Source organism: Williamsia herbipolensis, assembly GCF_000964005.1.
Lineage (GTDB): Bacteria > Actinomycetota > Actinomycetes > Mycobacteriales > Mycobacteriaceae > Williamsia_A > Williamsia_A herbipolensis.
The window spans coordinates 13,426-26,363 of sequence record NZ_JXYP01000006.1; the positions used below are offsets into that span (position 1 = coordinate 13,426).

Sequence of the window (12,938 nt, forward strand, 5' to 3'; positions counted from 1 at the left end):
CGGGTGCACCCGATCGGCGGTGACCCGGTGGGCCATCGCCGTCCGTTACCCTGAGGCCCCGTGGCACCTGACAACGCAGCACCCGATTCCTCCTACGACCTGATCGTCGTGGGGTCCGGATTCTTCGGACTCACCGTCGCCGAGCGCACCGCGTCGCAGCTGGGCAAACGGGTCCTCGTGATCGACCGCCGGAACCACCTCGGCGGCAACGCGTACTCCGAGCCGGAGCCGACCACGGGCATCGAGATCCACAAGTACGGGGCGCACCTGTTCCACACCTCCAACAAGGTCGTGTGGGACTACGTCAATCAGTTCACCGACTTCACGAACTATCAGCACCGGGTGTTCGGCCTCTACGAGGGCCAGGCCTACCCGCTGCCGATGGGACTGGGGATGATCAACCAGTTCTTCGGCAAGTCGCACACCCCCGACGAGGCGCGCGCCCTGATCGCCGAGTTGTCCGCCGAGTTCGACAGCGACACCGCGGAGAACTTCGAGGAGAAGGCCATCAGCCTGATCGGCCGCCCGCTCTACGAGGCGTTCATCAAGCACTACACGGCCAAGCAGTGGCAGACCGATCCGAAGAACCTGCCCGCCGGCAACATCACGCGCCTGCCCGTCCGCTACACCTTCGACAACCGGTACTTCAACGACACCTACGAGGGACTGCCGGTCGACGGCTACACCGCGTGGCTGCAGAGCATGGCGAACCACGACCTCATCGAGGTGCGCCTGGAGACCGACTGGTTCGACGTGCGCGACGAGATCCGGGCCGCCAACCCCGATGCGCCGGTGATCTACACCGGTCCCCTCGACCAGTACTTCGACTACTCCGAGGGCGAGCTGGGCTGGCGCACACTCGATTTCGAGACCGAGGTGCTCGAGACCGGCGACTACCAGGGCACCCCGGTGATGAACTACAACGACGGCGACGTGCCGTTCACCCGCATCCACGAGTTCCGGCACTTCCACCCCGAGCGGTCCTACCCGAAGGACAAGACGGTGATCATGCGGGAGTACAGCCGCTTCGCCGAGTCGGGCGACGAGCCGTACTACCCCATCAACACCCCCGACGACCGGACCAAACTGGCCCGCTACCGCGATCGCGCCAAGGCCGAGACGGCCTCGCAGAACGTGCTTTTCGGCGGTCGGCTGGGCACCTACCAGTACCTCGACATGCACATGGCGATCGCGAGCGCCCTGACCCTGTACACCAACACCGTGGCGCCGCACCTGCGTGACGGCGCGCCGCTGGTGGAATCCGAGTGACGGCCCAGACGCTGCTGCAGCGCGTCATCTTCCCCCGCCGGGGTGAGCCGCTCGACGTCCGCGCGCTCTACCTCGTGGAGTCGGAGAACAACGCCCGTCGCGCGCACGCCCCGACCCGTACGTCGGTGGCACTCGGCGCCGATTCCGAGGTCAGCTTCGAGACGTACTTCAACGCCTTCGCCGCGTCGTACTGGCGGCGCTGGAGCATCCTCGAGTCGGTCGTGTTGCGCGTCGAGGTCGTCGGGACCTGCCGTGTGGACGTCTACCGCTCCAAGAGCGACGGCGCCCGCATCGGCATCGGCGGCGACCTGGTGCCGCTCGATCCCGAGACCGGCACCGGCGTCATCGAGTTCACCCTCGACCTCGGGCCGTTCGAGGACGGCGGATGGATCTGGTTCGACGTCACCACCGACACCGACGCCGAGATCGTCGCCGCAGCCTGGTACGCCCCGATCGACGCCCCCGGTGGCGACGACACCCGACGGGTCACCATCGGCATCCCGACCTTCAACCGGCCCGACGACGCCGTGGCCGCACTGGTGGCCCTCACCTCCGACCCCCTGGTCGACGAGGTCATCGACGCGGTCATGATGCCCGATCAGGGCACGAAGCTGGTCCGCGAGCAGGACGGGTTCAACTCCGCCGCAGCCGCTATCGGCGACCGACTGCGCATGTTCAAGCAGGGAAACCTCGGTGGATCCGGCGGCTACTCGCGCATCATGTACGAGGCGCTGCGCCAGACCGACAGCCCCTACATCCTGTTCATGGACGACGACATCGCGATCGAGCCCGATTCGATCCTGCGGGCTCTGGCCATGTCGCGGTTCGCGCGCGACCCCATGTTGGTCGGCGGGCAGATGCTCAACCTGCAGGACCGCAGCCATCTGCACTGCATGGGCGAGAGCATCGACCGCAACCGCTTCATGTGGACTGCGGCGCCGTTCGTCACCTACGACCACGATTTCGCCAAATACCCACTGCGCGATCGCAAGAAGTCGAAGAACCTGCACCGCCGGATCGACGTCGACGGCAACGGCTGGTGGATGTGCATGATCCCGCGGCAGTGCGCCGAGGACATCGGGCTGCCCATGCCGCTGTTCATCAAGTGGGACGACTGGGAGTACGCGCTGCGGGCCCGCAAGGCCGGTTACCCGACGGCGACCGTGCCCGGGATCGCGATCTGGCACATGGCGTGGAGTGACAAGGACGACGCCATCGACTGGCAGGCCTACTTCCACCTGCGCAACCGGTTGGTGGTCGCGGCCGTCCACCACGACGGCCCGGTGAACGGCATCGTCACCTCCATGGCCAAGGCCACGGTCAAACATCTTCTGTGCCTGGAGTACTCGACGGTCGCGATCCAGAACGAGGCCATCCGCGACTTCCTCGCCGGCCCCGATCACATCCGCGATCTGCTGCCCACGGCGCTGCCGAAGATCGCCGCGATGCGCAAGCAGTACCCCGACGCCGTGGTGCTTCCCTCGGCGACGGCGTTGCCGCGCACCAGCGGCGAGGCGACGGCGCTGGGTGTCAACGCGCCGAGCAACCCGATCACCAAGATGCGTGCCCTGGGTTCGGCCGTGGTCAACAACCTGCGCCCGGCCGATCCGCGACACCACGAGGTGCCGCAGGCCAACTACCCGCCGATCGAGGCGCGCTGGTTCAGCCTCGGCCGCGTCGACGGCGTGACGGTGACCACCGCCGACGGACGCGGCGTCGTCTACCGACAACGCGACCGCGACATCGCCGCCGCGCTGCTGCGGGAGTCGTTGTCGCTCAACCGCCAGGTGAAGGCCCGGTTCGACGAGATGCGCGCCACCTACCGCGCCGCCGCCGCCGACCTCACCAGTGAGGAGAGCTGGGAACGTGTCTTCGCACAAGAGTGATGGGCAGAGCAGTGACCGCGCCGTGTCGGGGGAGGACGCGATCCTCGTGGGCATCCAGTCGGCGCTGGCCGACCGTCCCGGGGTGCTGCCGATCGCCCGCGGCATGTCGCACGTCGGTGAGCACGCGCTCGGATGGATGGCGGCGGCCGGGATCGGTGTCGTGGTGTCGCAGCTCCGTGGCGACGAGGTCGCAGCCGCGCGGTACGCCCAGGCCGGGGTCGGTGCCTTCGGTGCCCACGCGGCGTCGGTGATCATCAAGCGCATCGTGCGACGCCCGCGGCCCGCGCACCCCCGCATCGCCGTCGGGGTGTCGACCCCGAGCCGGTTGAGCTTCCCCTCGAGCCACGCGACCTCGACGACCGCTGCGGCGATCCTGCTCGGCCGGGCGGCCGGACTCCCGCCCGCGGCCCTGCCCGCGGTGCTGGTGGCACCCATGATGCTGTCGCGACTGGTGTTGGGTGTGCACTATCCGTCCGACGTCGCCGCCGGCGCCCTGGTGGGAGCCGCGTGTGCAGCCGCGACCACGCGCAGTGACAGACTGGCTGCGCGCGTGACGCCACGGGTGTGGCGTGCCCTGAGCAGTTCTCGGGGACCGATGCGCGGCATGGGAGTGAGATGAGCGAGGAGCCGGTCGAGACCGCCGAGGTCAAGGGCCCGCCGAAGAACCTGACGAGCGGGCTGATCAAGGCCGTCCGTCCGCGGCAGTGGGTGAAGAACGCGCTCGTGTTGGCGGCCCCGCTCGCCGCCGGCGCGGTCGACGACGGCACGGTGCTCTCCCGCGCGGCGATCGCCTTCGTGGTGTTCTGCATGGCCGCGTCGTGCATCTATCTCGTCAACGACGCCCTCGACGTCGAGGCCGACCGCGCGCACCCCACCAAGCGCTACCGTCCGATCGCCGCCGGCGTGGTGCCGCGGTCGTTCGCCTTCGCCCTCGCGATCGTGCTCGGCGTCGGCGCGCTCGCGCTGTCGTTCCTGGCCAACTGGCATCTCGCGGCGGTCATCGCGGTCTACATCGGCATCCAGCTCGCCTACTGCTTCGGCCTCAAACACCAGGCCGTCCTCGACATCTGCATCGTGTCGTCGGGCTTCCTGCTCCGCGCCATCGCCGGTGGTGTCGCCACCGAACTGCCCAACGGCCTCTCGCAGTGGTTCCTGCTGGTGATGGCCTTCGGGTCGCTGTTCATGGCGGCGGGCAAGCGCTACGCCGAACTGCAGCTGGCCGAACGGACCGGCGCCAAGATCCGAAAGTCGCTCGAGTACTACACGACCACGTACCTGCGGTTCGTGTGGACGCTGTCGGCCACCGCGGTCGTCCTCTGTTACGGACTGTGGGCCTTCGACAAGGAGGCCGGTCACAGCGACAACGTCTGGTACGCGGTGTCGATGGTGCCGTTCACCGTCGCGATCCTGCGCTACGCGGTCGACGTCGACGGCGGTCAGGCCGGTGAGCCCGAGGAGATCGCGCTCGGGGACCGCGTCCTGCAGTTCCTCGCGGTCGCCTGGTTAATATGCGTGGGTGTCGCGGTCTACGTCGTCAGCTGAGGCTGACATCACCGATCGCACAGCCATCACCTCCGAGCGCCCCGTGAGCGCGTTCTCCCGTGTCCGCTCGGCGCTGCCGACGGGCACCTTCGCCATCAGCGCCGTGGTGGTCGCGGTGCTGTTCGCCTCGGGTGCCTGGCAGCGTCGTTGGATCGCCGACGACGGCCTCATCGTGCTCCGCACCGTCCGCAACCTGCTCGCAGGCAACGGTCCGGTGTTCAACAAGGGCGAACGTGTCGAGGCGAACACCTCGACGGTGTGGACCTACCTCATCTGGTTCTGGACCTGGATCACCGACGCACAGATCGAGTACGTCGTCCTGTGGATCGCCCTGGTGCTCTCGGTCGCGGCCCTGCCGCTGGCGATGTTCGGCACCTACCGCCTGCTCGGCATGTCCGAGCGCGCACCGGCCGCGCACCGCGCCGCGGTGGTCCTCGTCGTCCCGCTCGGTGCGCTGGTCTACATCGCCCTGCCGCCCGCGCGTGACTTCGCGACCAGCGGTCTCGAGGTGTCGCTCTGCATCTTCTGGGTCGCGGTCCTCTGGTGTCAGGTCGTCGCGTGGTCGCGTCGGTCACCGGAGACCACCGGTGTCCGCGCCAACGCCGCCACCCTGGCCCTGGGGTTCACCGCGGGGCTCTCGCCGCTGATCAGGCCCGAACTCGCGATCGTCGGCGCGCTCGTGCTGCTGTTGGTCTTCGCCACCACGATGACGTGGCGCATGCGGATCGCGTTCGTCGCGGTCGCCGCGGTGCTCCCGGTCGGCTACCAGATCTTCCGGATGGGCTACTACGGGCTGCTCATCCCGAACACGGCCGTCGCGAAGGACGCCAGCGGCTCGAAGTTCGAGCAGGGGTTCCGCTACCTCGGCAACCTCTTCGGTCCCTATGTCCTGCTGTTGCCGCTGATCGTGGCGCTGCTCGCCCTCGCGCTCGTCTGGTTCGCACGGTCGCGGTCGCTGCCCACGCCGGTCCGGTCGGCCTCGGTCGGTCGTGTCGCGCGATTCCGGTCGCGCCTGCGGTCGCCGGGCGCGGTCGTCGTGGTCGTCCTCGTCGCCGGTCTCCTGGAGGCGGTCTACTGGCTGCGCCAGGGCGGCGACTTCATGCACGCGCGCGTGCTGCTCGTCCCGCTGTTCCTGCTCATGCTCCCGGTGATGGTGCTGCCGATCGCGGTCCCCACGTCGCTGCGGGGCGCGGGCGGCGGGATCGTCGGTGTGGGTGTCGCGGTCGCGTCGACGGCCTTCTTCGTGACCACGGTGGTGTGGGCCATCGTCACCTCGCACTCGCCCGGCATGCCCAACGGCACCGACATCGGGCGCAGCGGCATCGTCGACGAACGGCGCTACTACATCCAGAACATCGGGATCGAGCACCCGGTCACCGCCGAGGACTACCTCAACTACCCGCGCATGCGCGCGATGGTGGAGTCGATCGCCGAGCACTCCGACAAGGGCGGCGTGTTGCTGCCCTCGGGCAACTACGACGAGTGGTACTACGACCCGCTGCCGGTGCCGCCGCCGGCCGGCGTGCCCAAGCAGATCACCGTCTTCTTCCTCAATCTCGGTATGACGAGCATGAATTCGTCCCTTGACGTCCGTGTGATCGACCAGATGGGACTGGCGTACCCGATCGCCTCGCACACCGAGCGCCTCGAGGACGCCCGCATCGGTCACGACAAGGATCTCGACACCGAATGGGTGATCGCCGAGAGCGGCGCGGTGCCGATCTACCCGTTCCTGCCGCTCTACCTCGACCAGGACTGGGTGCGACAGGCCAAGGAGGCGTTGACCTGTAAGCCGACACAGGATCTCATCGCGTCCTACGAGGCGCCGATGAACCTGACGCGCTTCCGTCGGAACCTGGTGCAGTCGTTCGATTTCACCGACTACCGCATCGATCGTGTGCCGCGCTACGAGCTGCAGCGGTGCCGTCTGCCGATCCCCGCGCCGGTCGGGCAGCGCTGATCCGTGACGTTCGCGATCGTTAACATATCGGTTGTGTAACGCGGTGCCGCCTTCGACCGATATGGTCACACGGACCGGTTTCGGCAGGTCACGCCGGTGTGACGGTTTGCCGACGGAACGAGATCGCAGGTTTGTCAGACGCAATGGCATCCAATAGGCTCCGTTCGGCGCACGTGGATGGCTCCGCGTTGCCGAAATGAGATCGAAGACGGTCGGCCGGTTCGGCGTCGTCGAACGCCGGAAGACCACCGACACCGTCGGTGTGGACAGAGTTGCCGACTTCGTCGGTGGCGGACAGAGAGAGAGCACCACTCGATGCGTGTGAGTTCACGAGCCCGCAGGTCCGGGACCCAGTTCTCGATGATGAAGCGCCTGATGGCCGCATTCGTGGCGCTCGCCGCGATGTCGTCGGTCGCCGTGGTCGTCGGATCGGGCACCGCCTCGGCCGCACCCCGCGTGCAGCAGTACTTCATCGACGGCTGCGGGATGCCCGCGGTGAAGGTCCGTATGTGGACCAAGCCCGGCAACTACAAGACCGTCATCGCGCTCGACGGCCTCCGCGCCACCAATGACATCAGCGGCTGGGAGCACAACACCCGCATCCAGGACATGGCCGACTCCGGCGTCAACGTCGTGGAGCCCATCGGTGGACTCGCCAGCTTCTACAGCGACTGGAACGCGCCCAGCAACTTCAACAACCAGCCCTACCGCTACCGGTGGAGCTGCGCGATCAACCAGCGCCTGATCCCCGAGCTCGACCGTCGCGGCCTCGCCGTCGGCCGCACCGGCAAGTACGCGATCATGGGCATCTCCATGGGCGGCAACTCCGCCATGGTGATCGGCGCGAACAACCCGCGCATCGACCACATGTTCTCGATGTCGGGCTACCTGAACCTCTCGGCCCCCGGTATGCGCGAGGCCATCCGTATCGCCCTGCTCGACGCGGGCATCGAGGCCGGCGTCGGCCCGTTCAACTCCGACTCCATGTGGGGACCGCCGACCAGCGTGCGCTGGTTGGAGAACGACCCCTTCGTGCAGATCGGCAAGATGCGCGGCAAGAAGGTCCGTGTGGCCTCGGGCAGCGGCCTCCAGGGCCGTTTCCCGACCGACTTCCTCGGCCTCATCCAGGGTGCCCCGCTCGAGGCGCTGTCGCTGGCCCAGTCGCGTGCCTTCCAGGTGCAGGCATCGATCAACGGCGTCCAGATCACCTCGGACTTCCCGTCCACCGGTCTGCACGCCTGGGGCTACTGGTCGGACATGGTGTTCCGCGCCAAGAACCAGGGATGGTTCCGGGACTGACATCCACCTGCGACTGGGGAGTCACAGAAACCTCACAAGTCACATCAATTCACAGTAGTCACAGTGTGGCGTCCACACTTCGCAGCGCCCTACGTGTAGACCTCTACACGTAGGGCGTTCTGCTGTCCGGCCACTCGGCCGGTATCGATGGTTCACGAGACCGTCGATCACGAGCAGAAACATTGGTGGCGAAGGAGTATCGGTCGATGCGGGTGTGGCGGCGCGGAGTTCTCGGGGCAGCAGCCGGTCTGACCGCGCTCCTCATGGTCAGCGGTACGGGCGTCGCGGCGTCGGCACCGGACGGTTCCGACGCGCCCGCCGCGTCGTCCTCCCCGTCGACACCGGCGTCCTCGGCCGATCCCGCCCCGGCCGCGACCTCGGTGGCCCCGGTCGCGGGCGTGCGGGTGACCAACACCTTCTGGTACTCCGACCGGCGCGTGGCGATCTGGGTCTACTCGCCGGCGATGGGCACCAACATCCAGGTGCAGCTGCTGCTCGCCCGCGACTGGAATCAGTCGCCCCAGGAACGCTTCGCCCAGCTGTACATGCTCGACGGTCTGCGGGCCCAGAACGACAACAACGGCTGGACCATCAACACCGACGTCGAGAACTTCTACAAGGACAAGAACGTCAACGTCGTCCTCCCGGTGGGCGGCGAGTCGAGCTTCTACACCGACTGGAAGCAGCCCGACAACGGCAAGAACTACCAGTGGGAGACGTTCCTGACCAAGGAACTCCCGCCGATCCTGCAGGGCCAGTGGCGGTCCACCGACGTCCGCGGTGTCGAGGGCCTGTCGATGGGCGGCAGCGCCGCGATGATGTTGTCCGAGCGCAACCCGGGCTTCTTCCGTTTCGCCGCGTCGTTCTCGGGCATCTTGCAGCTCAGTTCGTTCGGCATGCCGCAGGCCGTGCAGTTCGCCGTCCGCGACGCCGGCGGATACGACTCGGCCAAGATGTTCGGCCCGCCGTCGGACCCGGCGTGGAAGGAACACGACCCCTACCTGCACGCCGACAAGCTCAAGGGGATGAGTCTCTACGTCTCGTCGGGCAACGGACTGATCGGCCAGTACGACACACCGTCGACGCTGCCGTACCTCGCCACCAACTACGCCGGTGTCGGGCTCGAGGTCCTCTCACGCGTCACCTCCACCCAGTTCGCCACCACGCTCAACCGCATGGGGATCGCCGCCCAGGTCGTCTACCGGCCGTCGGGCACCCACACGTGGCCGTACTGGGAGTTCGAGATGCACCAGGCGTGGCCGCAGGCCGCCCGTGCGCTCGGTGTCGTCTCCGACACCCCCAAGTGCTCGGTGAGCGGTGCCATCCAACCTGTGTCGGTCAAGCATCGTGAGCTCGGAGAGTGCCTCACGCCCGAGTACGGCGTCCCCGGCGGCCGGGCCCAGGACTTCCGCGGCGGGCGCGTGATCTGGTCGGCCTCGACCGGCGCCCACGTGGTGGCCGGGGCGATCGGCGGCGCCTACGTGGCCGCCGACGGTCCGGGCGGATACCTCGGTTTCCCGGTGAGCGACGAGCTCGGCACCCCCGACCGCAAGGGGCGTCTCAACAAGTTCCAGCGCGGGTACGTCTACTGGACGCAGGCCACCGGCGCCCACCCGGTGACCGGGGCCATCCTCGCCGACTGGGGCAAGAGCGGTTACGAGCGCGGACCGCTCGGGTACCCCACCGGTGACGAGGTCGACACCCCGAACGACAAGGGGCGCGTCCAGGGGTTCCAGATCGGCGCCTACTACTGGACCGCCGCGACCGGGGCCCACTCGGTGCAGGGCGAGATCATCAAGAAGTACGCCAAGACCGGCTACGAGGGCGGCTACCTCGGGTTCCCGACCAGCAACGAGATCGGCGCGGTCCGCGGCGGGCGGTTCAACCGCTTCGAGGGCGGCAACATCTACTGGACGCCGGCCAAGGGTGCCTTCGCCCTCCCGAGCGGGCCCGTCTTCGACGCCTGGGCGACCGTGGGCTTCGAGGGTGGCCGCCTGGGCTACCCGATCAGTGACCAGTTCCAGGTCACCGGGGGTGACCGCGTCAACTTCGAGCGCGGGTACATCGAGGTCGTCAACGGGGTCGCGACCATCCGCTGACGCCGATGGGTAGCCTGGCGCAGGCCGTCGGGGCGCGTGAGCGTCCCGACGACGACCGACCAGATCAGCGAGGACGTGAGATGAACAAGCAGTGGATGCGGGTGCTCGTGGCGACCGCCGGGGCCGCGGTGACCGTGGGGGTCGCCGGATGTGGCAGCGGCGACTCCACCGTCAGTGCCCCCGACAGTGCGGTGAGTTCGGTCGCGACGAGTTCGTCAGCGCCGTCGTCGGCGGCCGCCTCCTCGGGTGCGGCATCGTCCACGGCGGCGAGCGGTGCTCCCGAATCCGGTTCGGCTGCAACCGCTCCCGGCACCCAGACCTCGGCGCCGGCCGGCTTCCCCGGCGGCGCATCGCCGGCTCCGCAGGGCAGCAAGGGTGCGGCCTACCTCGCCGAACTCAAGCGCACCGGAGTCGAGTTCCCCAACGATCCCGACAACGCGGTGGCGTTCGCGACCGCGGAGTACGTCTGCTCGAGCAAGGCCTCCAACACCGACGCCCTGCAGATCAAGACCTACGTCACCGCGTTCGTCGCCTCGGGCACCACCGACGCCGCGGCGGCCTCGGCGAAGGCCGACAAGGTGATCGCCGCCGCCACGTCGACCTACTGCAAGTAGGTCGACGTGCCCTCCCGGCCCCGCACCACCGATCCGCGCCGTCGTCGGCGTCGGATCGTCATCGGCGTGATCCTCGGCGTCGTGGTGCTCGCGATCATCGCGATCATCCTGGTGGTCGCCCTCATCGTCTCGCTGCTGCGTCCGTCCCCACCGGGACCCGGGCCCGGTCCGGGACCGTCGAGCAGCGTGCAGCGTCCGAGCGCGCAGTCGGCCGACTGCCCCGACGTGCAGGTGATCGTTGTGCCGGGCACCTGGGAGTCCTCGGCGAACGACGACCCGTACGCGCCGTCGGCGAACCCGGCGTCGTTGATGCTGAAGGTGTCCAAGCCCCTCGGTGAGGCCTTCCCGGGATCGCGGGCCGACGTCTACACCGTCCCGTACCTGGCGCAGTTCCGTAACCCGACGAATCCGGCCGACCGCACCACCGACTACAACACCTCGCGCGCGCAGGGCACCGCTCGGGCCAAGGGCAAGATCACCGAGGTCAATCAGCGGTGCCCGCTGACGAGCTATGTCCTGATGGGCTTCTCGCAGGGCGCGGTCATCGTCGGCGACATCGCCTCCGACATCGGCAACGGACGGGGACCGGTGGCGCAGGACCTCGTGCTCGGAGTGGGCCTCATCGCCGACGGTCGGCGCCAGCCCGGCGAGGCGAAGACGCCGGGCCCCGACCCGAAGGGCGTCGGCGCCGAGGTGGCGCTCGGCGGGTTCGGCGGGATCGTCCCCGGCATCGCGATGACCGGTGGCCGGCCCGGCGCGTTCGGCGACCTCAAGGACCGCACATATTCGATCTGCGCCGAGGGTGACCTCGTGTGCGATTCGCCGACCATCCTCAACCCGATCGACGCACTCGGGAAACTCGCGGGCGCCATCAACAACCCGGTCCACGCGCTCTACGCCACCACGCGGTACTGGAACGACAACGGCGCCTCGGCCACCCTGTGGATGTTCGGGTGGGCCCGGTCGCTGATCTCCGACGCCCCCCGCCCACCGCACACCTGACCCGGTGCGCGCAGGCGGGCGGGAGTTTGGGGACCGCAGCGCTGCCCACGTATCGTGTCCGGCGTTCACCCGACCGATTCGCCCTGCTGATCGGCGACACCGCCGATCGCAAGACATGAGGAGTGCCGATGACGACCGACGCAGCCGCCACCACCCCGGCGTTGCGCCCGTTCCGATTCGCGGCCGGAGGTGAGGGCAACCGCGACGAGGGCGGCGCCCGCAAGTTCGTGGCACTCGCCCAGCGGGCCGAGGAGTACGGGTTCGACACCTTCGCCATCCCCGACCACCTCGAGAACCAGGTCGGGCCGCTGGCCGCGCTCGGTGCGTTGAGCCAGGCGACCAGCACCATCCGGTTGGCGACGACGACGCTGGCCGCCGGCATGCGACACCCCGTGGTCCTGGCCAAGGAGGCCACCACCATCGACGTGCTGTCGAAGGGACGCCTCGAACTCGGTATCGGGGCCTCGTGGCTGCGTGAGGACTTCGAGTCGGCCGGGATCCCGTTCGGCACGCCGGGCGAGCGTCTCCGCCAGCTCGACGAGGCGTTGCAGATCCTCGACGTGCTCCTGCGCGGTCAGGAGTGCACCTTCTCGGGCGACTACTACCAGGTCAAGGGTGTCGTCGGGGCGCCGCGCCCGCGTCAGGGACCGCGTCCGCCGATCATGGTCGGTGCGGGCGGCCCGCGCATGCTCGAACTCGCCGCACAGCACGCCGACATCATCTCGGTGGCCACGGGCAGCACCCCCGACGGTCTGCTCAAGCTGTCGGACATGACGATCGAGAAGACCATCGAGCGCGTCGACCGGATCCGTCGCGCCGCCGGCAGCCGATTCGACGACATCGAGCTGAACTGGACGATCGCCACCATCCTCATCACCGACGATCGCGCGTCGACCGCCGAGATGATCCTGGGTGCCATCGACAGCGGCTTCCCGCCCAACCTCGCGAAGGACGCCGAGCTCACCGTCGACGACATCCTGGCCTCGCCCTACATCATGTGCGGGTCGTTCGAGGAGATCGCCGATCAGATCCGCACCGTGCGTGAGCGCACGACGATGTCGTACGTGGGGGTGTTCCCGACACAGATGGATGCCTTTGCACCGGTGATCCCACTGTTGAGGGGAACATGATGCCCGCCGTGCGGGGTGACGTGCGACCAGAGTTTGCAGGGGTGAACCCGGTAGACCGTTCGCAACGGCTAACATACTCGGAGTTTGACGTGCCATCGACAGCGTCGGCCGTGGGGAGCCGAGGGTGTCGGTCACAC

10 protein-coding genes are annotated in these 12,938 nt (G+C 68.3%); all 10 read left to right on the forward strand.

All coding sequences use genetic code 11. From position 1 onward, the window contains the following. The first annotated feature begins 60 nt into the window (after positions 1-60). The 10 genes from glf (at position 61) to TU34_RS01975 (ending at position 12,801) form a co-directional block, all read left to right on the forward strand. A complete protein-coding gene (gene glf, locus TU34_RS01930; protein ID WP_045821166.1) occupies positions 61-1,269 on the forward strand; it encodes a UDP-galactopyranose mutase in 1,209 nt (402 codons plus the stop codon). After that, positions 1,266-3,155: a glycosyltransferase gene (locus tag TU34_RS01935; RefSeq protein ID WP_275041721.1), complete on the forward strand. Its 1,890-nt coding sequence runs from the start codon at positions 1,266-1,268 to the stop codon at positions 3,153-3,155. The genes glf and TU34_RS01935 overlap by 4 nt, the downstream gene beginning before the upstream one ends. Beyond that, positions 3,136-3,774, forward strand: a complete 639-nt coding sequence (locus TU34_RS01940; protein WP_045821168.1) for a phosphatase PAP2 family protein — start codon at positions 3,136-3,138, stop codon at positions 3,772-3,774. The genes TU34_RS01935 and TU34_RS01940 overlap by 20 nt, the downstream gene beginning before the upstream one ends. Further along, complete coding sequence (locus TU34_RS01945) at positions 3,771-4,697, forward strand: decaprenyl-phosphate phosphoribosyltransferase (protein WP_045821169.1); 927 nt, start codon at positions 3,771-3,773, stop codon at positions 4,695-4,697. The genes TU34_RS01940 and TU34_RS01945 overlap by 4 nt, the downstream gene beginning before the upstream one ends. 43 nt (positions 4,698-4,740) lie before the next feature. Further along, on the forward strand, positions 4,741-6,657 hold the full coding sequence (locus TU34_RS01950) for an arabinofuranosyltransferase AftB family protein (protein WP_275041722.1): 1,917 nt from the start codon (positions 4,741-4,743) through the stop codon (positions 6,655-6,657). Between the two features lie 360 nt (positions 6,658-7,017). Then, positions 7,018-7,956, forward strand: a complete 939-nt coding sequence (locus TU34_RS01955; protein ID WP_045821170.1) for an alpha/beta hydrolase — start codon at positions 7,018-7,020, stop codon at positions 7,954-7,956. 206 nt (positions 7,957-8,162) lie between these two features. Further along, positions 8,163-10,055 carry an alpha/beta hydrolase-fold protein gene (locus TU34_RS01960; RefSeq protein WP_045821246.1) on the forward strand — a complete coding sequence of 631 codons (1,893 nt, stop codon included), beginning with the start codon at positions 8,163-8,165 and terminating at the stop codon, positions 10,053-10,055. Between the two features lie 5 nt (positions 10,056-10,060). Beyond that, complete coding sequence (locus TU34_RS01965) at positions 10,061-10,669, forward strand: DUF732 domain-containing protein (protein ID WP_052688621.1); 609 nt, start codon at positions 10,061-10,063, stop codon at positions 10,667-10,669. A gap of 54 nt (positions 10,670-10,723) precedes the next feature. Continuing rightward, positions 10,724-11,671 (forward strand): cutinase family protein, encoded by a 948-nt coding sequence (locus tag TU34_RS01970; RefSeq protein WP_045821248.1) that lies wholly within the window; start codon positions 10,724-10,726, stop codon positions 11,669-11,671. 128 nt (positions 11,672-11,799) lie between these two features. Then, the gene (locus tag TU34_RS01975; RefSeq protein ID WP_045821171.1) at positions 11,800-12,801 is read left to right on the forward strand and encodes an LLM class F420-dependent oxidoreductase; all 1,002 of its coding nucleotides are present in this window, start codon (positions 11,800-11,802) and stop codon (positions 12,799-12,801) included. Positions 12,802-12,938: the final 137 nt, after the last annotated feature.

What these genes read in the sequence shown, in the direction of transcription:
- TU34_RS01945 (WP_045821169.1), top strand. Translation starts at nt 3,771, where the DNA reads ATGAGCGAGGAGCCGGTCGAGACCGCCGAGGTCAAGGGCCCGCCGAAG.
- TU34_RS01960 (WP_045821246.1), top strand. Translation starts at nt 8,163, where the DNA reads ATGCGGGTGTGGCGGCGCGGAGTTCTCGGGGCAGCAGCCGGTCTGACC.
- TU34_RS01965 (WP_052688621.1), top strand. Translation starts at nt 10,061, where the DNA reads ATGGGTAGCCTGGCGCAGGCCGTCGGGGCGCGTGAGCGTCCCGACGAC.
- TU34_RS01955 (WP_045821170.1), top strand. Translation starts at nt 7,018, where the DNA reads ATGATGAAGCGCCTGATGGCCGCATTCGTGGCGCTCGCCGCGATGTCG.
- TU34_RS01975 (WP_045821171.1), top strand. Translation starts at nt 11,800, where the DNA reads ATGACGACCGACGCAGCCGCCACCACCCCGGCGTTGCGCCCGTTCCGA.